This is a genomic window from Pseudomonas fortuita (genome assembly GCF_026898135.2).
GTDB lineage: Bacteria > Pseudomonadota > Gammaproteobacteria > Pseudomonadales > Pseudomonadaceae > Aquipseudomonas > Aquipseudomonas fortuita.
Map to the genome: position 1 here is coordinate 5,260,722 of NZ_CP114035.2, position 23,912 is coordinate 5,284,633.

The window sequence follows — 23,912 nt, forward strand, 5'->3', positions numbered from 1 at the left end:
CGAATGAATCGCACTTTCACTCATTACACGGATGCCACGTCCTGTTACCTCACCCGCTAACTGAAAATATTTTCCCTGTACCGGCCTCTTCGCGGGCACGCCCGCTCCCACAGGGATGGCACAAGTTCAAAATCCGGTGCAGTACCTGTGGGAGCGGGCATGCCCGCGAAGAGGCCGGCACAGGCAACTACCGGATCAAGGTCAAACGCCCGAACACGGTCTGCCGCGAAAAGCCCATGACCTTGCCCAGCGAATCCAGCGCCAGCAGCGGCTCGGTCACCGGAAAGCTGCCGCTGACCTTGCGCTGCCCCAGTTCGCCATCCAGCAACAGGATGCGCCCCGGGTAATAGCGCCCAAGGTCTTCGACCACCTGCGCCAGCGGCACCTGGTAATAGTTCAGCCACCCCTGCCGCCAGGCCAGGCGGTTGTCACTGTCCACCACCAAGGTGTCGCCTACCCTGCCTGCGCTGTAGGCCACCTGCTGGTTGGCAGTCAGTTCACCCGCCAAAGTGCCTTGCGCGGGGCTGACCCTGACCCGCCCACTGCGCACTGTCACCTGGGCGCCCTCGCCTTGCTCACGCACCTCAAACTGGGTACCGAGCACTCGCACTTCGCCACCGCCCGCTTCGACCACGAATGGCTCACCGTTATGAGTGACCTCAAAGTATGCCGCGCCATGCAGCAACCGCACACGGCGCTCACCCTGGGCAAAATCGACTGCAATGGCGCTACCTGCATCAAGCGTCACCTGCGACTGGTCGGCCAAGGTCACCTGGCGAATCTGCCCGGCACTGCTGTAGTCAGCCTGCAGCTCCTGCAACCAGTATCCCGGGTGCCAGCCCCCGGCAACGCCCACGGCCAGCATCAGGCAGGCCGCCATCGCCATTGCCGCCATCCGCCGCCACGGGCCACGGGTCGGTGGCCGGGCCATTGCATTGAGGTAGTGCTGCAGGGCGTCCTGTTCTTCGTCGGCCAGTCGCGCGGCCGGAGCGGCGCTTTTCTGCCACAGCGCCTGGGCCTGTTGGTAGGCCTCACGGTGCCCGGGGTCGGCCAGCAACCAGCGCTTGAACGCAGCCCCTTCCGCTTGCGCGGGCTGCTCATTGATGCGGCTGAGCCTTGCAAAGCGGCCTGGGACTGCGCCTCGGTGATCGGGGGCAAACGGCTCATCGACGGGCACTCCCAGGCCGGCGTGGGGTGGGCGCGGGCTCGGCAACACTCGCCTTGCACGCTTCAAGGGCGCGCATCATATGCTTTTCCACGGCACTCTGGGACAGCTGCATGGCCTTGGCGATTTCACCGTACTTGCAGCCGTGGATGCGGTTGAGCAGAAAGATCTGCCGGGTGCGCTCGGGCAAGGCGCGCAAGGCGGCTTCGATGCGCTGCAGGTCGTGGTCGACCTCCAGCGCCTGCTCGGGCGCCTGAGCCATGCCCGTGTCGTCCATTGGCAGCGCGGCTTCTGCCACGCGTTCACGGCTGCCTTCACTGCGCAGGTGGTCGATCGCCAGGTTGCCGGCACAACGCAACAGGTACGTGTCCAGCGCCTCGACCTTGACCTCGGGGCGGCGCCAGAAACGCAGGAACAGCTCCTGGACCAGGTCTGAAGCCGTGGCGCGACAGCCTACACGCCGGCTGACCAGTGCCTCCATGCGCGCACGCTGGGCCAGGAACACCTGGACGAAACGTGCACGCCCGCCCGCGCTGTCGGCCTCGGGCTCGATGATATCCCTCTGCTCGCTCACGGGTTCACACAGCGAACACGGCCAGCAAAGGCCCGAGCACCACACTGGCGGCAGCTGCGCCCAGCAGCAGGCGCGGCTGGTAGGGCAAGCCAAACACCCACACGGTCACCCCCGCCATCATCACCGCCGTCCACTCCACCAAGCCATGGGCCCAACCACGCAGGTGCACGCTGAGGACCAGCGACAGCATCAGCAGCAGCCAACCGGCAACCCGCAACACCCGTAACTGCCCGGGGCGCGGCTTGCGCCCAAGCAGTTCGCTGAAGTGCTTTTCCATGGCCAGGCACAGGGCGACAAAGCCTGCGAATGCAATCAGTGCGTTACCCAGCATCAGCTCACCTGCGCCGTTTCAGTGCCCGGTTTTTGTGCCACGCGTGCTCGCCTGGCTGCCGGTTTGGGGCTGCGCAGCATCTTGCCGGCCAGCCAGGCCAGGAACAGGCCGGTACCCAGTGCCGTCAGGTCGAAGCCCGCCATGGCCCAGTCACCCGCCTGCAACGAATGGTTCAGTCCCCGGTCGGTGCCAAGGCCGTTGAGCAGCGGCAACAGGGCAAAGGCCAGCGCACCCAGGGCCAGTTGCTCGCCCCAAGCCCGGCGCCCGCTGCGCAGCACGGCATGCACCAATGACAAGCCCCAGGCGATGAAGAAGGCATTGACCTCCCAATTGGCGCGGCCCTCGATGCCCACCGGAATCAGGCGGTTGGCCCAGAAGAAGCCCGCCACCGCCAGCAACAGCCCGCTCATGCTGGCGATATTGAGCACCTCGACCAGGCGCAACTCACCCGGCATGTGCGGGCGCTTGGCATGTTTGAGTTGGCGCTTGCCCAGCCACATCACCAGCCCGGTGCCGATCACCGCAGTGCCAGCAATGCCAAAAAAGAAGTACAGCCAGCGCAGCCAGGGCCCGGCAAAGTTGCCCATGTGCAACCCGGCAAAGCTGAAGGCGGTCATCATTGCCCCGCTCTCTGGCTTGCCCTGGCTCAGCAGCGCGCCACTGGCGCCGTCAAACGTCCAGTTGGCACTGCGCCGATAAGCCACGTGGTCGGCAGCCGATTGGGTAAAGATGACGCGGGCATTGCTGTCACCCGGGTTCTGCACCTGGATGTTGCCAATGCGCGCCCCGGGCTGCAGCGCCTGCACCTTGGCATACAGGCTTGGCAGGGCGACCAACGGCGTCGCCAGTTGGGCTGCCTTGGGCGCATCGTCGCGCCCGAACAGGTCGTTGAAGTACTTGCCGGTGTCATTGCCATAGCTGGCCATGATGCCCGCCGGCATCACCATGTACATGAACAGCACCAGGCTGCTGTAGCTGATCATCAGGTGGAATGGCAGCACCAGCACGCCTATGGCGTTGTGCCCGTCCAGCCAGGAACGCTGGCCCTTGCCGGGGCGGAAGGTGAAGAACTCCTTGAAGATCTTCTTGTGGGTGATGATGCCGGTGACCAGCCCCAGCAGCATGATGAAGGCGCAGAAGGTCGACAGCCAGCGGCCAAACGGGTATGGCATCTGCAGCTGGAAGTGGAAACGGTAGAAGAAATCGCCACCACGGCTGTCGCGCGCCTCAACCGGTTCGCCGGTCTGCGTATCCAGGGTTTTGTTGACAAAGCCACGCGGCCCGCCATTGGGATCGCGATAGCCAACGCTCAGGCCCGCCTCGCGCTCGTTGGGCATGCGGATGAACCAGGACGCGGAATGCCCGGCGTTGTCCTGCAGATACTGCTGGGCCTTATCCAGGCTGAGGGCCGGGTCCAAGGCATGACTGCGCACTTCGGGCTGCATCCAGTGGGTAATTTCTTCCTTGAAATACGACAACGTGCCGGTCAGGAAGATGGCAAACAACAGCCAGCCGAAGATCAGGCCGGTCCAGGTGTGCAGCCAGGCCATCGCCTGGCGGAAGCCTTCTTTCATGGGTTTTTCATCCAGTAGGCAACGCCGCTGATCATGGCCAACAGCAGGCTGGGCGCCAACACGCCCAGCCAGGCACGCCAGGCGCTGCGACAGGCAAAGCACCAGATGAATGCCAGCAGGTAAAAGACGAACGACAACAACAGGCCGGTCAGCGTGGCATCGACCGTTGGCAGCGGTACTACCAGGGCAATGCAGACGCTGGCCATGGACGCCAACAGGTAGCCGCCCAATAGCGCGGCCAGGCTGCGTGAGGCAACGGCCAGCCGATAGCTGTGCGGAAGGCCGGCAGTTTTGCGCGTCATGGCAAGGTCCGGATGTTTTCTGGGGGTGCAATAATAATGATTTCAATTCTCATAGGCAAAGAGTTAGCGATGTGCTGCCTGTTCTGGCCCTATCGCCGGCAAGCCGGCTCCCACCGGTATTGCACAGGGCTTGAAGACAGCGGGCTTCTGTGGGAGCTGGCTTGCGGGCGATAGGGCCGGTGGAGATTGCCGAGCACTTTGCCCTGCAATACAGCGCGAACAATTCTTACTACTATTTGCGCTACACAGCGCCGGAGTATCACGGTGCCCAGCGCGCTCACATCCACGGTCGAAGGCCTGTACCGCGCCCATCACAACTGGCTTACCCGGGTGCGGCTGTTCGAAGGTGAACTGGCGCTGCAAGTGGCCAACGATCCCCGACCATTGCTGCTGCGTACCGGCGAAGGGGCGCTACACCGGCACGGCGGCCGCTTCAACGGGGGCTGGCAGTCGGTCTCGGCGCTCGACCACAATGTGGGCGCCTGGGTCGACGGCATGCTGGTGGCCTCGCAGATGCGCCTGGCGGATTTCCGGGTCGTATCCGCTGGATGACAGTGAGCGCATCCTGCAAATGCTGGAGGTAGCACTGCCGGTTCGGGTGCGGCGCTTCACCCGGTCGTGGGTGATGGTGGATGTGGGGTGAGGGCTACCAGGTGACCGCCGCGGGTTTTGCAGGGGGGCGTAGATCGAGCGCCGCCCGCGCGGCGCTTCGCGGGGCAAGCCCGCTCCCACATTTGTTTCGGGCCAGTTATGCCTGCAAGAGAGGCGCGCGACCGCCTTGTTTGTACGACTCGATATCGAGCCATGCGCCAAGGCGATCGCGCTCCTTTGTCACAGGACTGATTGGCCCGAAACAAATGTGGGAGCGGGCTTGCCCCGCGAAGCGCCGCGCGGGCGGCGCTCGATCTCACAGGCGACAAAAAATTCATGGCGAAAACACCCGCAAAAAAAAAGATCAAATCAACTGAGCCATTTTCCCAACCTTGCGTGACAGACATGGCAGCCCCCCTCTCTAAGGACCCGACCCATGCCGTTGCGCCCCAGCCCCCTCGTCCACGCCCTGCTGCTCACCACATCGCTCGGCGTGGCCACGCCTGCCAGCCCCATTTGCAACAAGAAATTTATTTTCAAAAAGGGCTTGAATTCGGTCCGCGGTTGCCTGACCTTAGAGTCAAGAGGCGCAGAAATTCCAAGGGTCTCAAGGACCTGAGCGCGTCTCCATGCGAGCAAGCTGAATAAGGATTGAATCATGCAAATCCAGGTCAACAGCAGCAACCATTTCGAAAGCAACGCCCGTCTCGACCAGTGGGTCCGCAGTACACTGCAAAGCTCCCTGGAACGTTACGAAGAAGACCTCACCCGCATCGAGGTTCACCTGCGCGACGAGAACGGCGCCAAGCCCGGACCGCATGACAAACGCTGCCAGATGGAGGCTCGCCCCAAAGGCCACCAACCGATTTCCGTGACCCACACTGCCACTTCGGTGGACCAGGCAGTCGACGGTGCCGCCACCAAGCTCAACCACGCGCTGGAACACTTCTACGGCAAGCTGCGCAGCAAGCGCGGCGCCCTGGAACTGAGCGACCCGGACGCCTGACCGCACAATGAAAAACGCCCGGCCAAGTGCCGGGCGTTTTTATTAAAGGCCATTGAAGGCCTTCCTCAACTCACTACCCTCAGCTTTGGTACGGGGAACAGGTTCTCCAGGGTTTTCAGCAAACGCGCGTGATAAAGCGGCTTGCGGAAAAAATCCACCACCTGCAGGTGCAGCATTTCACTGACGTCATCCACGTCGGCCTGCCCGGACATGACAATCACCGGCAGGTGCTGGCGGGCCGTGTGATTGCGCATGCGCCTGATCAGACCAATGCCGCTTTCCTCCGGCATACGCAGGTCGGTGATCACCAGGGCAACGTCCGGATGACGGGTAAGCTGTTGCAAGGCAACCTGTACCGATGTCGCGGTCAGGCAGGCGAAGCCTTCATTTTCGAGAAGTTCGGCCAGCTCCAGCAGAGCGTCCTGCTCGTCATCCACCAAAAGGATCTGCTGGCGCGAGAAAGCGTTCTGCATGGCGTTGGCTCCTGCTCACCGGTCAAAGGGCATTTTTGATCGTGGTGAAGGTGGTGTTGACGGCCGTGGAGATGTCGCCAACGAAGGCGGCCAGCACCACTGCGACCATCGTCGCGATGACCGCGTATTCGATACCGGACGCACCGTCCTTGCGATGCAGGAAGGTCATGCAATGCAGAATGAACAGTTTCATGTCTCAGCTCCTTGCGGCACATGCCGGCGATTGCGGTATCAAAGTGACACCTATTTGCCATCAAAGAATCGCCAAGCTGAGGCGGACTGCAAATGTATCAAAGGATTAATCACAAAGGATTAGCTCAAGAGAATTAACACCCGCAATACTGCTAACCCTCTGTATTGCCTCGACTTAATCACAATTCCAAAAAAAAGCCCTCCCGCTCATGGCAAATGGCAATGGCTGCGCTACCGTCCTATAGCGAAATAGTGACTTTTTGCCATCAGTTGCAACGTGCAGGGAGGCCGAGATGAGCAGTCGCTTGACCCTAGCCTTGGCTGCTTTCTTCCTGCTGGCAGCGCTGTTGGCCGGCTACTGGGGTGTTGTGCTGAGCCGCCCGGCGGCCACGCCCGCACCGGTTACCCCTGCGGCCGAACAACCGATTGCAGCCGTCGCCCCACCCCCCATCACTCCACCGGAGCCACCGCGTACGGCCGTGGTCGTCCTGCGCAAGGCTTTACCCGCCAATACGCCGGTCAGTGAAGACGATGTGCTGATCGAGCGCCTGCAGGTTGCCCCCACCGGGGCCTACCAGCAAACCGCCCAGGTGATCGGGCGCACCAGCGCCAGGCCACTTGCAGCGGGCACCTGGCTGGATGAGTCCAGCTTCCAGGCTGGCGGGCCGCTGGCGCGGATGATCCGTGCCAACGAGCGGGCGGTGGCAGTCGGTGTGGACGAAGTGGTCGGCGCCGCCGGCCAACTGCGCCCGGGCGACTACGTGGACGTGTTGCTGTTCCTGCGTGAAGAGCCCAACAACCCGCAATCCTCCGCCCAAGTGGTGCTGCCGGCCTTGCGCGTGCTCAGTGTCGGCGACCAGACGGGCCTGGCCAACGACGGCCGCCCGGCGCAGACCGCCGAAGAGCAAAAGGCCCGGCGCGAACAAGCCAGTATGAACAACGGCACAGGTACCCGCACCGTGGCGCTGGCAGTGCCGGAGGCCTTGGCCAGCCGTTTGATGCTGGCTGCCCAGGCTGGCACCTTGCGCCTGGCCGTGCGCAGTGCCGATGAGCAGCGCCTGGCGCGGTACTGGAACGAGCCCGGTGCCCAACCGCAGGTGGAGGCCGCCAACCGCGAACTCTACCGCTTCAGCCAGCTCTCCCAGTCGCCGGTGGCCAACGCTGCCAGCCTGGCGACCAGCAAACCCACACCCGCCATGCACATCATCCGTGGCGCACAGGCTGACGATACGAATAAAACCCCCTGACCCGGCAAGGATGCAGCGATGCGTAGTTCCTTTTTGAGACAAGCATGTTGTACCGGGCTGCTGGCCGCGCTGTTGCCCCAGGCCCAGGCAGCGGGCAAAGGCTGCGAGGCGATCAGTCAGCTCCCTTCGGTCATCGAGATAGACCAGGGCCTGCAGCAGGAACTGCGCCTGCCACTGGCGATCAGCCGGGTTGCCGTAGGCGAGCCCAAGGTGGCCGATGTGCAGGCCAGCGGTGACCGCGGTGTGGTGATTACCGCAGTGGGCCAGGGCAATACCACGTTGATGCTGTGGACAGCATGCGCCCCGTCACCGCACCGGGCCATGGTATTCGTCAAAGGCCGGGCCAGTGCCGACATGGCCGAAGACAGTTTTTTGCCATCGCAGGATGCACAACTGATCAGCCAGGTGCAGGCCGATATCCGTTTCGTGGAAGTACGCCGAAACAAGTACAGAGAAGCTGGCGCACGGCTGTTCTTCAAGGGTTCGAACAACAGCCTGATCGGTGCGCCTGGAACAGTGCCTAACACCTCTGTATCCCCAGGTTCGGTACCCATTGCGAACCCGGAGATCCCGCTCACAGAGAACGTCTTCAACATCGTCTGGGGCGGCGGCAGTAGCCGCTTCCTTGCCATGATCAACGCACTGGAAAGCAGCGGCTTCGCCTACACGTTGGCCCGCCCGAGCCTGACCGTACTCAGCGGCCAGACCGCAAGCTTCCTGGCGGGTGGCGAAATTCCGATTCCAGTCCCCAGCTCGGGCAGCGACAACGTGTCCATCGAATACAAGGAGTTCGGCGTACGTCTGGCGCTGACACCAACCATCATCAGCCCCGGCAGGATCACCCTCAAGGTGGCGCCGGAGGTCAGCGAGCTGGACTACAGCAACGTAGTAACCATCGCCGGCACGCAAGTGCCGGGTTTGACCGTAAGACGCACCGACACCAGCATTGCCCTTGCCGATGGCGAAAGCTTCATCATCAGCGGCTTGGTCAGCAGCAACACCAGGTCCGATGTCGACAAACTGCCTGGCCTCGGTAACCTCCCAATCCTGGGCGCATTCTTCCGGCAATCGACGCTCAAACGCGAAGAAACCGAACTGCTGATGATCGTAACTCCACACCTGGTCCAGCCGCTGGCCGCCAACGCGCGGCTGCCGGAACTGCCGGGTGAGAACTTGCGCAATTACGACCCCAGCTGGGGGCGCCTGTTCTTCCTGGAAAACGGCAACTTTGATGGCAAGGGTGGGTTATCCCAATGAACGAGAGCCTGAACCCCACCTTCCTCGCCATCACCCGCAATGAAGAGGACCTGCACTGGCTACAGGGCGCACTGGCGCCGCAAGGCCAGGTGATCGGTGCCACTGCCGGCAGCCTCGACGAGCTGCTGGCGCTGGTCAACGCCACCTTCAGCAACCTGATGTTCATCGGCCTGGACCGCGAACAGCTGGTCAGCCAGTGCGCCTTGATCGAGGGGGTGCTGGAGGCCAGGCCGATGTTGGCGATTGTCGCCCTTGGCGATGGCATGGACAACCAACTGGTGCTGCATGCCATGCGCGCAGGCGCCCGCGATTTCGTCGCCTATGGCTCACGTCCCAGCGAAGTGGCCGGGCTGGTGAGGCGCCTGGGCAAGCGCATGCCGGCGGTGACCAGCAACCCCAGCCTTGGCGGGCTGACCGTGCTGTTCGGTGTACAAGCCAATGCAGACGGCGCATTGCTCACCACCCACCTGGCCCGGGTGGTGCAGGAGAGCGGCCAGCAAACCCTGCTGCTGGACCTGGGGCTGCCGCGTGGCGACAGCCTGGCGCTGCTCGGCCTGGAGGCTTCGTTCTTTTTCGGCGACGCCCTGCGCCACCTGCGCCGCCTCGACACCACACTGATCGACAGCGCATTCACGCGCGACAAGAAAGGCTTGCGCCTGCTCACTTACGCCGAGGCCGACGACCCGCTGCAACAAACCAGCGCCGCCGAGCTGTACATGCTGCTCAGCGCCCTGCGCCAGCACTTCCAGCACATTGTCGTGAACCTGACTGGGCATGCCGACAGCGAAGCCCTGCGCACGTTGGTGAGCCATTGCGACAAACTGATCGTCTACACCGACCAGAATATCCTCGACTGCCGGCGCAACCTTGAAGTGCTCGACCTGTGGCGTGACCACGGCATGAAGCTGGAGCACGCCAGCCTGCTGGTGGACCGCTACCTGAGCAACGTTGCACCCGATGCCGATACCCTGGCCAAACGCTACGGGCTGCCCTTGCTCAAGGCCATCCCCTACAGCCCCGAAGTGCGCCTGAATGTGAAGAACCAGGGCCTGAGCCTGTTCGAACTGGCCCCGCGTGAAAACCTCACTCAAGCCCTGCGCAGCCTCGGCGAACGCCTGGCACGGCGCTCGGAAAACCTCGCACCACCCGCCTTCACCTGGCTGCGTCGGCTTTGGGGGAGCAAATGAGCAATGACCAACCCTTTGGTGGCCAGCAACACGCCTCCGGCGACCCCTACGCGCTAAAGCGTGCACTGCACCGCTTTGCCATCGACGCCATCGAGGACAGCGGCCGCAACCTGCTCGAAGGCGCCCGGCCAGCACTGACCCAGTTCGTGCTGGAGCAGGTGGGCGATTACGTCGCGCGCCTGCGCCTGGCCATGTCGCGCTACGAAATGGAGCGCCTGGCCGAAGAGCTGGTAGATGAGCTGACCGGTTTCGGCCCGCTGGAAGTGTTGCTGCGAGACCCCACCGTTACGGAAATCCTGGTCAACGGCCCCCATCGGGTGTTCGTGGAACGGGCGGGCCTGTTGCAACAGACCGACCTGCGTTTTATCGACGCTCACCATGTGGAGCGGGTGATGCAGCGCATCCTCGCGCCGCTTGGCCGGCGCCTGGATGAATCCTCGCCAATGGTCGACGCGCGCATGCCCGACGGCAGCCGGGTGAATGCGATCATTCCGCCTGTGGCGCTGGACGGCCCGTGCCTGTCGATCCGCAAGTTCCGCCAGGACATGCTCAAGAGCGCCGACCTGCTGGCCACACGCGCCATCGACCAGTCCATCTTCGACTTCTTCGAACGCGCCGTGGGCAAACGTTGCAACATCCTGGTCAGTGGCGGTACCGGCACCGGCAAGACCACCCTGCTGAACATCCTCAGCCAGATGATCGCGCCCCGCGAACGCCTGGTAACCATCGAAGACGTCGCCGAGCTGCAGCTGCACCATCCCCACGTGGTGCGTCTGGAAACCCGCCCGCCGAATGCCGAAGGGCATGGCGAAATCAAGGCCAGCGAACTGATCCGCAACGCCCTGCGCATGCGCCCAGACCGCATCATTCTGGGCGAGATCCGCGGCAGCGAAGTGCTCGACGTGCTCACTGCGATGAACACCGGCCACGATGGCTCGATGAGCACGGTGCACGCCAACACCGCACAGGATGCGCTGCTGCGCCTGGAAACCCTGGTCGGCCTGAGCGGCCGGCAGATTGCCGAGAAGACCTTGCGGCAGATGGTCTGCGCGGCGCTGGATGTGGTGATCCAGCTGACCCGCCTGCCCGACGGCCGACGCTGCGTCAGCGAGGTGCTGGAAGTGGTCGGCGTGCGCGATGAGGTGTACGTGACCAACACCCTGTTCCGCCTCGATCGTCGTGGCGGCGATACCTTTCTGCGCGAAGCACCCAACCCGGCGGGCAGCAAGCTGCGCGCAGAGGGCGTGCTGTGACCGGCCCCTTGCTGCTGGCGCTGTCCCCGCTGCTGCTGGGCGTCGCCCTGCTGCTGTTGCGCCGTAGCCTGTACAAGCGGCACGAAGAGCGCATCCTGCAACGCCTGGGGCGGGCGTTCAGCATTGTGCGCAATGGCACCGCCCGGCGCGAATGGCTCGACGCCCTGCTGCAGCGCGCCGGCTTGGGGGCTGTCGACATCGAGCCACAGCGCTGGTTGCTGGCGTGGCTGGGCGTGGTGCTGCTGGGGCTGATCGCCGCCGGCTGGGTGGCCGCATTGATGCTGCTGGTCGGCCTGCCAACCCTTGCGTACCTGATCCTGAGCTGGCAAAGCCGCCGGCAGATGCGGCAAATCGTCGACCAGTTGCCTGGCCTGCTGGACTACAGCGTGCGCAGCCTCAAGGCTGGCCGCACCCTCAATGACGCGGTGCTGGGCGGTATCGACAGTAGCCGCGATCCCCTGCGCTCAGCCATGGCGCGGGTGCGGCGCAACGTACAGTTGGGCGTGGCGCTGGAGGATGCTGTGAGCGAGCTGGCCGAACTGCACAAGCAGGACGAACTGCGGCTGTTCGCCCTTGGCTTGCGCATCAACCAGCGTTACGGCGGCAATGCCAGCGAGCTGATGGAAAACCTGATCAAACTGATCCGCGAGCGTGAACAAGGGGCGCGTCAGCTCAAGGCGATGACCGGCGAGACCCGCATCACCGCGATCATTCTCGGCTCCTTGCCGCTGGCGATGGTCGGCTACTTCCTGATGGCCAACCCGCATTACCTGCTGGCCATGTGGCGGGACAGCAGCGGCCAGATGATGCTGTTGCTGGCCTTTGCCCTGCAGGTGCTCGGTTGCCTGGTGCTGTGGCGAATGATGAGGAGCCTGTGACCATGGCCTTGCTGATCTGCGCCCTGTGCCTGTTCATTGCCGCCAGCCTGTTTGGCCTGCAGGTCATTCGCCAATGGCGAGCGCGGGTACTGGTGACCCGACGCCTGCAGGGGCGACTAACCCGCGACGAACGCCTGGGCGACTGGCTGCACTGGCTGGGCAGCAGCGCGTGGGGGCAGCGCTTGCAAAGATTCGACGGCGAAAGCCAGGCCCTGCTCGAACGTATCGGCTGGCGCCGCAGCCGCCAGCGCGCCCTGTTTGCCGCTGTTCAGCTAGGCCTGCCGCTGTTGGCCGTGATGCTGACACTGCTGTTGCAACAGGGGTTCAAGGGCAGCGCGGCAGCCGGCTGGGTGGTCTGGCCAATGTGCGCGCTGGGCGTCGGTTACCTGCTGCCCAAGCGCCTGCTGGCCGTGGCTGCGGCACGTCGCCAGCAGCGCATCGCCGAAGAAGTCAGCCTGATGATCCCCTTGCTGCGGATTCTTTTCGAGACCGGCCTGGCCGTCGAGCAGGCACTGCGTGTGCTGAGCCAGGAAGGCCGAACGCTGATCCCGCACATCAGCGCAGAGTTGCGCCAGGTGCTGCAACGGGTGGATTCAGGCATGGCGCTGGGCCCGGAGCTGGAAAAAGTCGCCCAGCTGCTGGCTGTGGATGAGTTCACCGATACCTGCGTGATCCTGCGCCAATTGCTGGCACAAGGCAGCGGCGCGATGAAGTCGCTGCAGGCACTGAAGGCGCTGCTCGACGACCGTCGCCTGACCCGCCTGCAAGAACGGGTATCGATGATGTCGGCAAAGATGTCGGCAGTGATGATGGTGTTCCTGTTTCCGGCCTTGCTCATTGTCCTTGCCGGGCCAGGCTTTTCTGCATTGGCGCGGGCGTTGAGCCCATGAGGACTGAATGATGAAGACAATCCTGTTGTGCGCAAGCCTGGTGTTGCTGACCGGATGCGCCGGGCAACAGCCGGAAGGGCTGCGCCAGTTGTTCGCCACCGCCAGTTGCAGCAAGCCTGACGCCGACCAGCAACTGTCATTGAACCTGGCAGACGAAATGCTCAACGACGGGCGCCCACACGCCAGCCTGGCCCACCTGCAGCAACTGCCGGACACCTTCGAACAGGTTCGCCTGCGCAAGGCCAAGGTGTCACGGCTGCTTGGCCTCAGCGAGGCCGAACCTTTGTACCGCAGCCTGCTGGGCGGTTGCCTGGCCGCCGAAGGCGAACATGGCCTTGGCCAATTGGCCTCGGCCCGGGGCGACGACGTCCAGGCCCTGCAGAACCTCCAGCGGGCAGTAAGGCTCGCGCCTACCGATGAGCGGGTGCGCAACGACCTTGGCGTGGTGCTGATGAACCTGGGGCGCTATGAGCAGGCGCGCTTCGAGTTGCTGACGGCCATCGAACTGAAAGACGACAACCCGCTGCCTGCGGTCAACCTGGTGACCTTGGCGCTGGTGCAGGACAACTGGCAGCAGGCCACCGACCTGGTAGGCCGGCTGCAGCTCAAAGCGGGGCAATTTGCCGAAGCCCAGGCACGCGCCAGCAAGATCAAGGCCGGCGGCCGAGGCCCGATCGCATCGGCCAGGGCCCCGGACATGATGGTCAATTGATACACGGAGGTGATCATGATCAGGTACGTGATGCTACTGGCCTGCTGCGTAGGCAGCGCGACTTTGATGGCCGAGCAATACCCGCCCCATGCCGCTCCGGACGAAACGGCCACCGAACGGCTGTTGCGCGTGCAGTCCAGCGGCGAGCAGGCATCCAGGCGCCTGCAGGTGCAAACCGCGCGGGAGCGTGACCAGTCCATGCAGCGCTGGCTGGATACCTACAAGTATGAAATCCCCGACTTCTACCGCTGGACCAAGATGGCAGAGCGCAATAATTAGTTCGCGGGTATTTTTGCGTCGCCTGGGAGATCGAGCGCCGCCCGCGCGGCGCATCGCGACGCAAGGCCGCTCCCACATCTGTTTCGGGCCAGTTATTCCTGCGCCATCGGCGCGCGCTCCCTGGGTGCACGGCTGGAGATGGCAGAGAAGCGGCGACGCAACCTTCGATAGCGAATGGAACACACAAGGGGTCGCGCGCTAATGGCACAAGCGGGATTGGCCCGAAACGAATGTGGGAGCGGCCTTGCGTCGCGATGCGCCGCGCGGGCGGCGCTCGATCTAACAGGCGACGCGATACTCAAGCCAGGCAAGCGAAACGGCAAAACCGGCCAGCAAGCAGGGCGCAAACGGCCTTTTCTCCCCCGGCTGGCGTGCCCTGCGCCGTACCATTTGCCACACAACCAGTGCCACACCGGCACCCATAAAAGTGCCGAGTACGTGGGCCAGGCTGCTGGCCAGGGCCAGTGCGCCGAGCAGCTTGACGTCGCCAGCCCCGAATTGGCCCAGCATATAGCCGGGCAGCGTCAGCAGCAGCACGATGACGAAAGCCAGCGCGGCATCGCTGCCCGGGGCACCGAGCCAACTGTGCCCGGTGGCCAGCAACCAGGCCAGCGCACAGGCGGCAGCACCCAGCGTCAGGACATTGGAAATCTGCCGTTCCCAGGCATCCTGCCCCGCGCACAACACAAGCCAGACAAGCACTGCAAGGCTATGCATAGGCAAATGGCCATCCCTGTTCGTCGATCGGTTCTATGCTGTTACTCAGGATTCATGGTCAGGGTAGACGCAATCATGAAAGCAGGCCCGGCAAAACGGCAAAACGGCGCAGCGGCCATTGAGTTCGCGGCCGTATTCATGATCTTTTTCGCGGTGTTCTACGGCCTGGTCAGTTACACCTTGCCGATGCTGATGCTGCAGTCATTCAACCAGGCCAGCGCCGAAGCCGTGCGCCGTTGCGTGGCCCTGGACCCGAACAGCGCCAGCTACAGCACCGATGTGCAAACCCTGGCCCATCAGGTCATCAGCCAACAATTACAGTGGATGCCCTCCGCGTTCAACTTCCAGCCCGCCAGTGACGCGCAGGTAACCCTGGGCGCCAACAAATTGCTGACCGTGACCATCAATTACCCCAAAACGAAACTGACCAACGTGCTGCCGATGCTGGTACTGCCACTGATCGGTGAAGTACCGCGCCTGCCCGACCGCCTGCGGGCCGAAGCGAGCTTGCAGCTGTGAGCGGGTTGTTCGAGCGCTGGCTGGGCGGCCAGACCACCGAGCAGGCAGCGACGGCCCCGCAAGCGGTGGGGCTGCAACTTTGGCTGGATGACCAAGGGCACGTGCTGCGCCTTGCTGGCCCACTGCGTACGGTGCTCCCTGCGAGTTCGCACAGCGCCCCCCGTGTGCATGACTACCTGCAACGGCACAGCTGGCTGGTGCTTGAAGGCCCCCCTGCCGACTGGCAGGGGCAACCGCTGGACCTCGACTTCGCGACCGTGCACGGCCCTGCCCTGCACACCCGCGGCTGGCTCCAGCGCCAGGCAGATGGCTGGCTGCTGCAGTTGTTCGATATCGGCGACCTGCTGGGCGAGCACGAGCAACAAGGCCATCGCCTGACGCAACAGGCACTGGCAGCCGCGCTTGGCCGCGCCCTGCGTGACTGCGACGAAGACCGCCTGATGGTGACAGCCACCGATCAACTGAAGCACCTGGCTGAGCACTGGCAGGCGGGCTCTCTGCGTCTGATGCTACTGGGCGATGGCGGCTGGTACACCTACACCAGCAGCGACAACGACTGGCCCTGGGCCGATGACGAGCGGTTGCGCCCCTGGCTACAAACGCTACCGCCACGGGGCCGAGAAGTGGCTGCCGGAAACCCGCTGTTGCAGTCATCGTGTGCCGGCTTGCCATTACTGGCCGTGCCCTATTTGCACGGCCATACCGTGCAGGCCTGGTTGCTGTGCGCAGGGGCACAGCGGCCGCCTGCTAGCGAAACGGTTGCGGCCCTGCTGCAAGCGCTGATCGAACCCCTGCTCAGTCGCCTGCGCCAGCACCAGTTGCGGCAACGTTCACGCCACCTGGATGAACTGCAACAGCAATTGGGGGCCGGCTGGTGGTCATGGCCCCTGCAAGGGCCGCTGCAATTCGACCCCGCCCTGGCCTTGCGCCTGGGTTTACCGGCCGAAGCCACCGCAGAGCAATGGCTAGGCCGGATACACCCGGCCGATCGCGAAGCCGCACGCATGGCATTGGAACAACTGCGCGCAGGCATTGCGTTGAACCTGAACCTGCGGCTGCTGCCAGCCAACCGCCTGGCAAGCCCGCGCTGGCTACAGTGGGCAGGCCAGCTGCAAGGCCGTCAGGTTCAGGGGTTTGTGCTCGATATCAGCGCGCTGAAAGCCCAGGAACTACAGGCCGGGGCCGCGCGCGCCCGGCTCGAAAACCTGATCGCCAGCTCGCCCGCAGTGATTTACGTCCAGCGCTATGCCGAAGGTGCACTGCACAGTGAATTTTTCAGCGCCAGCCTGATGCCGCTGCTGGGCTGGCCCAAAGACAGTGAACTGGCGCGCCACCCTGCTCAGGCCGTGCATCCCGACGACCACCCGACGTGGCTCGAACGCACCCGTACGCTGCTGCGCGATGGCCAGGTACGCTGCCGCTATCGCCTGCGCGATCACCTTGGCGGTTACCACTGGATACTGGACGAAGCCCGCCTGCTGCGTGACGACCTGGGCCAGCCTGTGGAGGCTGTCGGGCTGTGGCTCGACGTCAGCGAATTGACCGAGGCGGCCGAACGTGTGCGCCAGAGCGAGGAGCGTTACCGGGTGCTGGTAGAGGACTCGCCAGCCATGATCTGCCGCTATCGCCCAGACCTCGAGCTGCTGTTTGGCAACCACCCGCTTGCCGAACAGCTGGAATGCGCGCCGCAACAATTGACGGGCATGAACCTTGGTCAGTGGCTGTCCGACAGCCAACGGGCGGCCTTTCTCCAGCGCCTGTCTATGTTGACGCCGGCGCAGCCGTTGGCCAGTGCCGAAATCTGCCTGCAATTGCCCGGACGCAGAACAGCCTGGTGGGTGTGGGCCGAGCGTGGCCTGTTCGATGAGCACGGTCAGTTGCAGGAAGTGCAGGCGGTGGGGCGCGATAACACAGCGGTACGCCACAGCCAGCAGCAACTGCTGCAAGGTGCCAAGATGGCCACGCTGGGCGAATTGGCAACGGGCTTCGTGCATGAAATCAACCAGCCGCTGGCGACCATGCGCCTTGCGCTGGTCAATACCCTCAAACGCCTGGAAAGTGGCGTGGTCGATGCCGAGTATGTGGCGGGCAAGCTGCAGCGGATCGATGCCCAGGTCGAACGCATTGCGCGCCTGGTCGAGCATCTGCGCACCTATGGGCGCCGATCCGAGGTAGAACAGCAGGTGTTCGCCGCCTGGGTGGCGGTGCAAGGTGCGCTGGGGTTGCTGGCTGAGGGGTTGAGCGGCAAAGGCGTGGCCTTGCTTGTTGAAGAGCCAGACCTGTGCCCGGAAGTACTGGGCCATGAGGACCAGCTCGAGCAGGTGCTGATCAACTTGCTGGTCAACGCCCGGGATGCGTTGCTCGAACGGAGGGTTGCCAAGCCGCGGATCAGCGTGAGCCAGCGCGTCGAGGACGGGCAGCTGTGCCTGTTGGTGGAAGACAACGGCGGCGGTATCGACCCACGCCTGCTCGAACGCATCTTCGAACCGTTCTTCACCACCAAGGCCGCCGGAGCGGGCACCGGCTTGGGCTTGTCGGTCAGCCACAGTATCGTCGAAGCCATGGGCGGCCGGCTCGAAGCGCACAACCGCAACGAAGGTGCGTGCTTCCAGGTCTGGTTGCCCGTCTACAGCGCCAGCTGAGCACGGCCGCCGGAGCAACTGAGGTTGGCCCCGACTTCGGCGTTGACCAGGTCGATGCCGAGGACCTTGAGCAACACGTTGACCAAGGGGTCCAGCAACGGGCTGAGCAGATTCTTGATCAAGGGTTCGACGATGCCTTTGACGCCGCCAAGGACGTTGCCGACGATTACCAGTACTTCACCGAGGCCGCTGTTTGCAGTGGGTTTGTAGGCTTCCAGCTGTATGCCTTGCAAGGTATCGGTGAGGCTGCCGACTACGTTGTTGTTGGCGGTTTGCATGCTCTGGTACACCGAGGGAAGGCCGATGTTCGGCGGTGTGCTGTTGGGGGCCTGGAACACCAGCGGGCGTTCGACCGCTCCGCTGCCCAGCACCTTGCTGTTGACGCGCAGGCCCAGGCCGCCACCAGCGAAGGGGCTACGTGCATCACAGATCGCAGGCAGTATGAGCAGCCGGGTGCAGCGTTTGGTCCCGATGTCGACCAAAGGCAACGCTTTGACAACGGTGGTACCACTGGTAAAGAACGCGTCCACGGACTCAAAACGCCCCACCGCAATCTTGGCGGCTGAACTCTGAGTCTGAGTCGTCAAACGTTTGGGTGAGCAACTGAACGTTTCAGGCGATAACGGGTTGAGCCGCGTCGTCGCTTCTGCCACTTCAAGGCCGATGTCCAGCGACAGCTTGTCCGGGACCAGGATTATATCGGTGACCGTACACGGCACGCCGACCAGGCATAGCACCGATTGCAATGTACTGGCGAGGTTCAGGCTGAGCAGATTGTTAAGCACATTGGTGATCGGCCCGACGAGATCCAACACAGCATTGAGCAACCCAAGCACCGAGTTGAGCAAAGGCAAATCCAGCGAAATCATCGCCCGCACCTGTGCGGTATGCACCCGCAGCTCATCGGTACGCGGGTCTCCCACCGCAGAAATCTGCTGCGGCTCGATCACTTTCAACCGTACCCGACCATTGACCAGCCCCAGCACGCTGATTGGCAAATCCACCGTTGCCGCACTTTCGCTGACCGCCAGCTGGATTACCCCCTGCACCAGTTGCAGCAATTGAATGCTGGCATCCAGCCCGGCCTGCGCTGTGCCGTTCTGAATATCGAGCAAGTCCCCCAGTTGCAATAACGTGCTGTTGCTGGCGCCCAGTGCCACCTTGCCCAGGTTGGTCACCACATCTGCCGCCGCACCACTCTGCTGCAGTACTTTTACCGCCGCTTGCAGCAACTGGGTAGCGGTGGCATCGGCAGTGAGCAGTTGCTGGTAGTCGCCCGCCTTGAGCTTGAGATCGATGGCGAGTTGGTCAAGGTAGCTAAGCAGATTGAGCTGGGTACTGGCGATGCCTTGCCAGCCGGCCACATCAAGCTGAACCTTACCACCCAGGGCGCCGAGAAGAGCGTTGAGCAAAACCGACTGCCGCGAGTCGACGGTCGCCAGCGTGGTACGAATACTCAACATCGCCTGCGGCGGCAGAGGCGACGATGCCACGGCATGCGCGTGCAAGGTCGTGGTCAACGGCACGCCATTGCCCTGCGCCAAGGTGTACACCCCCGCAGCAAAACTGGTGGGCACCGTATTGCTGACATCCACCCGTATGGCTTCATTGCGAGTGTTGTCACTGGTGAAGGTTCGCAAGCTGTTGGCGCCAGTCTGCAAGTACCCGCAACTGGCCGTCAGCGGGTTGCTGGCCGCATGGCCGTTGCGTGTGGCGGCGGCCCGGGCAATCGCGGTCGCCTGTGGCCCGCTGCCGGTGCACACGGCAAACTGGCCTGCCGCCTCCAGCGCCGACATGTCGGCAATGCGCTGCAGCTTGCGCTGTTCAAGAAACAGGCGGCCGCTGTCAATCACCACCAGCATGAACAGCAGGGCAAGGCCCAGGGTAACCACCGCCATTAGGCCGATTGCGCCACGCTGACGGGCAGCAGATGAGGGAACCACGGGCACTCCTTTGCCGGCCATTGGCCATGCGTCGCGGCTGCGATTCAAGGAGTGTAGTTACGATAATGGCTAATTGCCCACCAGGAACCAACCTGACAGGGGCCGGTCAACTTCAGCAGACAATCTTTGCAGGCCCTCAGGCATGAATAACCCTTTCGACCGAATCAGTGCTGCCTTCGCCCCCGAATACCGGGTCAACCTGAGCATTGCCAACCTCGACGGCAGCATCATGCTCACCCTGTCCGACGACGCCGGCGTAGTCGCCAAGCGCCTCATCACCCAGGCCCAGCGCAACGACCCGGTGCGCCTGCAACGGGTGATCGACAGCATCCGCCTGGGCCTCGCCATCGAACTCAGCCAGAACCCCATGCAAGTGCTGGCCGCGCTGACCCGTGACGCCCGCCACGAGCCGCGCCATTTCGTTGCCAACTGAGGGCTACTTGCCCTCCTCCACGGTCTTGCCGTTGGCGTCCAGCACCTTGGTCGAGGGGTAGCGGTACGAAGCGTAGCGCACCACCAGGATCGAAAACGCCAGCAGCAGGATGCCCCCACACAGGTACAGCAGGCCTTCGTCCGGTGCCTTGTGGTGCGAAACATCGCCGATCAGCAGGCGGGTGAGTGCGGTGATGGCCACGTACAGCAGGAAGCGGATCGGCATGTGGTTGGTCTTGAAGTAGATGCCGACCATCGCCCCCAGCTCCAGGTAGATGAACAGCAGCAGGATGTCATCGACACTGATCCCGCCCTTGCCGAGCATGTCCAGGAAGGTGACCACCGCCGCATAGGCGGTGATTGCGCCGATGCCGAACAGCGCCAGGTAATGGAACGCCTCGACACACAGGTTGCCCAGCGAGTCGGCCGAGCCGTGCAGGCCCTTGCGCAGTTTTTCTGCCCATTTGATGTTCACGATGTTCCATTCCCCGATACGTCTTGTAAGGATGATGCGTCACCGGTGTGACGCTTGTGCCATGCAGTTAAAGGGCCAGGCCCCTGTCTTGGAAGGCGACCGATTGCCGCAAGGCACGTCGGGGCGTGGCAAGAAGACGGGTCGCCTGGGCCGGCCCTTTCGCGGGTGAACCCGCTCCCACAGGTTCTGCATCTGCCTTGCAACCTGTGCTGCCCCATGGGAACGCTACAATTTCTGCTTGCGAACCAACCAACATTGCCATTACTGTATATAAATACAGTAAATCGCAACGCAACCAGCAAAAAGGCATAGAGGTGATGAATGGCCGTCGAAGTGGTGTACCGCAGCAGCCGCGACCCGGAGCGCTTGTTTATGGATAAGGCCGAAGCAGACCGTCACGACAAGATGCTCGAACTGGCCGAGCGCCTGGCCGAAGTGCTGCACAAGGCGGTACCGTCGCTGACCGAGCAGCAGGTTGAAGAAGCCGGTATCTACATGGCCAAGAACCGCGATGTGTTCGCCCGGGCGTTCAAGAGCCAGCCGGATGCGTTGGCCGAGTTGCTGGAAGGTGGCGCAGCCGAGTGACATCGGCGGCGCATGCTCCCACAGGGCCCCACTGCCTTCGAGGCTTGTGCAATACCTGTGGGAGCGGGCAAGCCCGCGAAGAGGCCAGCAAAGCCAGTATCAACCTTCAGCCATACAACAGCCGCTCCGCCAACATCTGCGCCACCCGCGCCGGCGAACGCTTTTCCGCCTGCGCATGGCCAAACACTTCGGTGAGCCGTGAAGGAATGCGCGCCAGGTGCGCGGTAATGGTGCCCAGGTCCTCGCCACGGTGGGTCAGCGCCACATAGATCAGCCCACCGGCATTGATCACGTAGTCTGGCGCATACAGTATCCCGCGTGATTCCAGCTGGTCTGCCACCTGCAAGGTAGTCAGCTGGTTGTTCGCCGCCCCCGCCACTGCCGCACAGCGCAGCTGCATCACGCTCTGCCCGTTCAATACCGGCCCCACACCGCAGGGTGCGAAGATATCGCAAGGGGTGCTGATCAATGCATCGTTGGTCACCGGTTTGGCATCGAACTGCTCCATCGCCAGCCGCACCCGACCTGGGTCCAGGTCGCTGACCAGCAGCTCCGCCCCCACCGCATGCAGTTGTTCCGCCAGCGCATAACCGACATTACCCAACCCCTGCACCGCCACCCGCAAGCCTCTGAGGTCATCGCTGCCCAGCCGGAACGAGGTGGTGGCGCGAATGCCAGCGAATACCCCCATTGCCGCATGCGGCGAGGGGTCACCCGAGGCCGTGGTGCTGGTTACGTGGGGGGTACTCTGGGCGATGCAGTCCATATCCAGGGTCGAGGTGCCGCTGTCTACGGCGATGATGAAACGCCCATGCAAGGTATCGATGAAACGGCCAAACGCCTCGAACAGCGCGGCGCGGTTCTCCACATGCGGGTTGCGCATGATCACCGCCTTGCCGCCACCCAGCGGCAGGCCCGCCAACGCCGCCTTGTAGCTCATGCCCTGGGCCAGGCGAATGGCATCCGTCATGGCGCTTTCATCATCGGCGTAGGGCAGGTAGCGGCAACCGCCCATGGCTGGGCCCAACTGCTCGCTGTGGATCGCTACAACCGCTTTCAGGCCCGTAGGTGGGTCATTGAACAGGTGCAGTGACTGGGTACGGGTGCTTTGCATCAGTGCGAACATCGACAGGCTCCCCACGAGGTGCTCCTTCCAGTATAGGCACCGGCCCGAAGCCGGGGTGGTCGCCGGACCACTGGACGAAACCGCCCGCCACGGCTAATACTCAAGCGTGTGTGGAGATACCCAATGAAGCCACGTCAAGCCTGCCTGGCCTGCCTGGAACGCGAGCCTGTCGCCCTGCTGGAAGCCGCCTTGTGGATTGCCGCCGAGCACGACCGCAGCGTCGAGCCCACAGACAGCCTTGCCATTCTGCATGACCTGCAACGTGAGATCAGCGCCAACCTGCCGATGCTGCCACTGTGCGAACTGGCCCAACCACTGCTGCGCCAACTCAATGCCCTTGGCTTTCAGCAGGATGAGTACCACCCGCTGCGCCCGCAGGCTGCACTGATGGACAAGGTGCTGCAACGCCGCCGTGGCCAGCCGCTGACCCTGGCCATCCTTACCCTGGAGCTGGCCCGGCGCTTGTCCATCCCGCTGGAGGGCGTGGGCTTCCCTGGCCATTTCCTGCTGCGTGTGCCGGGTGCCGACCACCTGCTAGACCCCTGTGGTGGCCGACGCCTGTACCCCAATGATTGCCGTGAGCTGCTGGCCCGCCAGTTCGGCCCGCAGGTTGCGCTGACGGCAGAACACCTGCGCAGTGCCAGCCCGCTGCAGATGCTGCAACGCCTGTCACGCAACCTGCGCCAGTTGCACATCAGCAACGATAACCACCTGGCGGCCTTGATCGATGCCGAGCGGATCATGCAACTGGGCCCGGTGCAAGTCAGCGACTACGTGACCCGCGCCTCGCTGTACCAGCACCTGGACTGCCCACAGGCCGAGCGCTTCGACCTGGAGCATGCGTTACTGCTGACGGAAGACCCGGTCCAGCGCCTGAAGCTGTCCGAACGTATCGGCAAGCTTCCGACGGCGAACCGTTCGCTTCACTGAGCCGGGCTGTCGGGCTGCTGGGCAGGGTGGGCCTTGGCGAACGCCGGGTGCCCAGCTGCCAGTGCGGCAACCCGAAGGATGCGCGGGAAGCTGTCGAGGTCGACGTTGAAGCGTTCGGCGGCATACAGCTGGGGGATCAGGTAAACATCCGCCAGCCCGGGTTGGTCACCGAAACAGTAACCGTGGTCACCAACCAGTTGCTCTACTGCCGCCAACCCCTGGCTGATCCAGTGGCTGATCCACTGGTTGACCTGGCCCTCGTCCTGGCCCGCCTGGCGCAGCCGGTTGAGTACGCTGACGTTATGCAGCGGATGAATGTCGCAGCCGATGATTGCCGCCACGCCACGTACCTTGGCACGCGCTTCGGCCGTGGCTGGCAGCAGCGCAGGCTGTGGATAAACCTCTTCCAGGTACTCGATGATCGCTGGCGACTGCACCAGCAAATCGCCGCCATCGGTGCGCAAGGCCGGCACGCGGCCCTGCGGGTTGACGGCGACATAGCCCGCACCGCGCTGCTCGCCCTGCAGCAGGTTGACCGGCAGGGACTGGTAAGCCAGCCCCTTCAGGGCCAGGGCAATGCGCACCCGGTAGGACGAGGTGGAACGGTAATAGGTGTACAGCTCCATGCCCCT

General features: G+C 63.5%; 25 protein-coding genes and 2 pseudogenes. 15 read left to right on the forward strand and 12 right to left on the reverse strand.

Features of this window, described 5'->3' with window-relative positions; all coding sequences use genetic code 11:
- Window positions 1-187: 187 nt before the first annotated feature.
- From OZ911_RS24080 to OZ911_RS24100, 5 genes and pseudogenes are all read right to left on the reverse strand, one after another.
- A pseudogene (locus OZ911_RS24080) lies at window positions 188-1,167 on the reverse strand (FecR family protein).
- Window positions 1,164-1,739 (reverse strand): RNA polymerase sigma factor, encoded by a 576-nt coding sequence (locus tag OZ911_RS24085; protein ID WP_016489037.1) that lies wholly within the window; start codon window positions 1,737-1,739, stop codon window positions 1,164-1,166. The pseudogene OZ911_RS24080 and the gene OZ911_RS24085 overlap by 4 nt, the downstream one beginning before the upstream one ends.
- 4 nt (window positions 1,740-1,743) lie before the next feature.
- Window positions 1,744-2,070 (reverse strand): DUF3325 domain-containing protein, encoded by a 327-nt coding sequence (locus OZ911_RS24090; RefSeq protein WP_016489038.1) that lies wholly within the window; start codon window positions 2,068-2,070, stop codon window positions 1,744-1,746.
- On the reverse strand, window positions 2,070-3,644 hold the full coding sequence (locus OZ911_RS24095; protein WP_023047438.1) for a PepSY-associated TM helix domain-containing protein: 1,575 nt from the start codon (window positions 3,642-3,644) through the stop codon (window positions 2,070-2,072). Before OZ911_RS24095 ends, OZ911_RS24090 begins: the two co-directional genes overlap by 1 nt.
- Window positions 3,641-3,946: a DUF3649 domain-containing protein gene (locus OZ911_RS24100; RefSeq protein ID WP_016489040.1), complete on the reverse strand. Its 306-nt coding sequence runs from the start codon at window positions 3,944-3,946 to the stop codon at window positions 3,641-3,643. Before OZ911_RS24100 ends, OZ911_RS24095 begins: the two co-directional genes overlap by 4 nt.
- 330 nt (window positions 3,947-4,276) lie before the next feature.
- On the opposite strand from OZ911_RS24100, the pseudogene OZ911_RS24105 reads away from it, so the two are divergent.
- Both OZ911_RS24105 and OZ911_RS24110 read left to right on the forward strand, forming a co-directional pair.
- A pseudogene (locus OZ911_RS24105) lies at window positions 4,277-4,589 on the forward strand (FecR family protein); the annotation flags it as partial.
- A 606-nt stretch (window positions 4,590-5,195) separates the two neighbouring features.
- Window positions 5,196-5,543 carry an HPF/RaiA family ribosome-associated protein gene (locus OZ911_RS24110; protein WP_016489041.1) on the forward strand — a complete coding sequence of 116 codons (348 nt, stop codon included), beginning with the start codon at window positions 5,196-5,198 and terminating at the stop codon, window positions 5,541-5,543.
- Between the two features lie 65 nt (window positions 5,544-5,608).
- On the opposite strand, the gene OZ911_RS24115 is transcribed toward OZ911_RS24110, so the two are convergent.
- Both OZ911_RS24115 and OZ911_RS24120 read right to left on the reverse strand, forming a co-directional pair.
- A complete protein-coding gene (locus OZ911_RS24115) occupies window positions 5,609-6,016 on the reverse strand; it encodes a response regulator (RefSeq protein WP_016489042.1) in 408 nt (135 codons plus the stop codon).
- A gap of 22 nt (window positions 6,017-6,038) precedes the next feature.
- Window positions 6,039-6,209, reverse strand: a complete 171-nt coding sequence (locus tag OZ911_RS24120; RefSeq protein ID WP_016489043.1) for a Flp family type IVb pilin — start codon at window positions 6,207-6,209, stop codon at window positions 6,039-6,041.
- Window positions 6,210-6,501: 292 nt separating this feature from the next.
- Between OZ911_RS24120 and cpaB the strand changes: the two genes are divergently transcribed.
- The 8 genes from cpaB to OZ911_RS24160 are packed head-to-tail and all read left to right on the forward strand — an operon-like array spanning window position 6,502 to window position 13,911.
- Window positions 6,502-7,455, forward strand: a complete 954-nt coding sequence (cpaB, locus tag OZ911_RS24125) for a Flp pilus assembly protein CpaB (protein ID WP_016489044.1) — start codon at window positions 6,502-6,504, stop codon at window positions 7,453-7,455.
- An 18-nt stretch (window positions 7,456-7,473) separates the two neighbouring features.
- A complete protein-coding gene (locus OZ911_RS24130; RefSeq protein WP_023047443.1) occupies window positions 7,474-8,712 on the forward strand; it encodes a type II and III secretion system protein family protein in 1,239 nt (412 codons plus the stop codon).
- Window positions 8,709-9,899 (forward strand): CpaE/TadZ family protein, encoded by a 1,191-nt coding sequence (locus OZ911_RS24135; RefSeq protein ID WP_016489046.1) that lies wholly within the window; start codon window positions 8,709-8,711, stop codon window positions 9,897-9,899. Before OZ911_RS24130 ends, OZ911_RS24135 begins: the two co-directional genes overlap by 4 nt.
- Complete coding sequence (locus OZ911_RS24140) at window positions 9,896-11,152, forward strand: TadA family conjugal transfer-associated ATPase (protein WP_016489047.1); 1,257 nt, start codon at window positions 9,896-9,898, stop codon at window positions 11,150-11,152. The genes OZ911_RS24135 and OZ911_RS24140 overlap by 4 nt, the downstream gene beginning before the upstream one ends.
- A complete protein-coding gene (locus tag OZ911_RS24145) occupies window positions 11,149-12,030 on the forward strand; it encodes a type II secretion system F family protein (protein ID WP_060517424.1) in 882 nt (293 codons plus the stop codon). Before OZ911_RS24140 ends, OZ911_RS24145 begins: the two co-directional genes overlap by 4 nt.
- Window positions 12,031-12,032: 2 nt before the next feature.
- A complete protein-coding gene (locus OZ911_RS24150) occupies window positions 12,033-12,920 on the forward strand; it encodes a type II secretion system F family protein (RefSeq protein ID WP_023047446.1) in 888 nt (295 codons plus the stop codon).
- A 10-nt stretch (window positions 12,921-12,930) separates the two neighbouring features.
- A complete protein-coding gene (locus tag OZ911_RS24155; protein WP_024717469.1) occupies window positions 12,931-13,632 on the forward strand; it encodes a tetratricopeptide repeat protein in 702 nt (233 codons plus the stop codon).
- 15 nt (window positions 13,633-13,647) lie between these two features.
- On the forward strand, window positions 13,648-13,911 hold the full coding sequence (locus OZ911_RS24160) for a DUF3613 domain-containing protein (protein ID WP_016489051.1): 264 nt from the start codon (window positions 13,648-13,650) through the stop codon (window positions 13,909-13,911).
- A gap of 279 nt (window positions 13,912-14,190) precedes the next feature.
- Here the strand turns inward: OZ911_RS24160 and OZ911_RS24165 are convergent, their stop codons facing one another.
- Window positions 14,191-14,628: a prepilin peptidase gene (locus OZ911_RS24165; RefSeq protein WP_016489052.1), complete on the reverse strand. Its 438-nt coding sequence runs from the start codon at window positions 14,626-14,628 to the stop codon at window positions 14,191-14,193.
- 75 nt (window positions 14,629-14,703) lie between these two features.
- Here OZ911_RS24165 and OZ911_RS24170 point away from each other — a divergent pair, with 75 nt between their 5' ends.
- Entirely contained in the window at window positions 14,704-15,147 is a 444-nt protein-coding gene (locus OZ911_RS24170) for a TadE/TadG family type IV pilus assembly protein (protein ID WP_016489053.1), read from the forward strand.
- The gene (locus OZ911_RS24175; protein WP_016489054.1) at window positions 15,144-17,789 is read left to right on the forward strand and encodes an ATP-binding protein; all 2,646 of its coding nucleotides are present in this window, start codon (window positions 15,144-15,146) and stop codon (window positions 17,787-17,789) included. The genes OZ911_RS24170 and OZ911_RS24175 overlap by 4 nt, the downstream gene beginning before the upstream one ends.
- Here OZ911_RS24175 and OZ911_RS24180 read toward each other — a convergent pair.
- Window positions 17,774-19,732: a TadG family pilus assembly protein gene (locus OZ911_RS24180; RefSeq protein ID WP_031312088.1), complete on the reverse strand. Its 1,959-nt coding sequence runs from the start codon at window positions 19,730-19,732 to the stop codon at window positions 17,774-17,776. The two genes, OZ911_RS24175 and OZ911_RS24180, sit on opposite strands and share 16 nt — an antisense overlap.
- Before the next feature lie 142 nt (window positions 19,733-19,874).
- On the opposite strand from OZ911_RS24180, the gene OZ911_RS24185 reads away from it, so the two are divergent.
- Window positions 19,875-20,165 (forward strand): DUF3509 domain-containing protein, encoded by a 291-nt coding sequence (locus tag OZ911_RS24185; RefSeq protein ID WP_016489056.1) that lies wholly within the window; start codon window positions 19,875-19,877, stop codon window positions 20,163-20,165.
- A gap of 3 nt (window positions 20,166-20,168) precedes the next feature.
- Here OZ911_RS24185 and OZ911_RS24190 read toward each other — a convergent pair whose 3' ends face one another.
- Window positions 20,169-20,639 (reverse strand): phosphate-starvation-inducible protein PsiE, encoded by a 471-nt coding sequence (locus OZ911_RS24190; RefSeq protein ID WP_023048378.1) that lies wholly within the window; start codon window positions 20,637-20,639, stop codon window positions 20,169-20,171.
- 321 nt (window positions 20,640-20,960) lie between these two features.
- Here OZ911_RS24190 and OZ911_RS24195 point away from each other — a divergent pair, with 321 nt between their 5' ends.
- Window positions 20,961-21,224, forward strand: coding sequence for a YebG family protein (locus OZ911_RS24195; protein WP_016489064.1), 264 nt, complete (start codon window positions 20,961-20,963; stop codon window positions 21,222-21,224).
- A 106-nt stretch (window positions 21,225-21,330) separates the two neighbouring features.
- Here OZ911_RS24195 and OZ911_RS24200 read toward each other — a convergent pair whose 3' ends face one another.
- The gene (locus tag OZ911_RS24200) at window positions 21,331-22,350 is read right to left on the reverse strand and encodes a Leu/Phe/Val dehydrogenase (RefSeq protein ID WP_016489065.1); all 1,020 of its coding nucleotides are present in this window, start codon (window positions 22,348-22,350) and stop codon (window positions 21,331-21,333) included.
- A gap of 123 nt (window positions 22,351-22,473) precedes the next feature.
- On the opposite strand from OZ911_RS24200, the gene OZ911_RS24205 reads away from it, so the two are divergent.
- On the forward strand, window positions 22,474-23,280 hold the full coding sequence (locus OZ911_RS24205; protein ID WP_016489066.1) for a SirB1 family protein: 807 nt from the start codon (window positions 22,474-22,476) through the stop codon (window positions 23,278-23,280).
- Here the strand turns inward: OZ911_RS24205 and maiA are convergent.
- Complete coding sequence (gene maiA / locus OZ911_RS24210) at window positions 23,274-23,906, reverse strand: maleylacetoacetate isomerase (protein WP_016489067.1); 633 nt, start codon at window positions 23,904-23,906, stop codon at window positions 23,274-23,276. The two genes, OZ911_RS24205 and maiA, sit on opposite strands and share 7 nt — an antisense overlap.
- Between the last annotated feature and the right edge of the window lie 6 nt (window positions 23,907-23,912).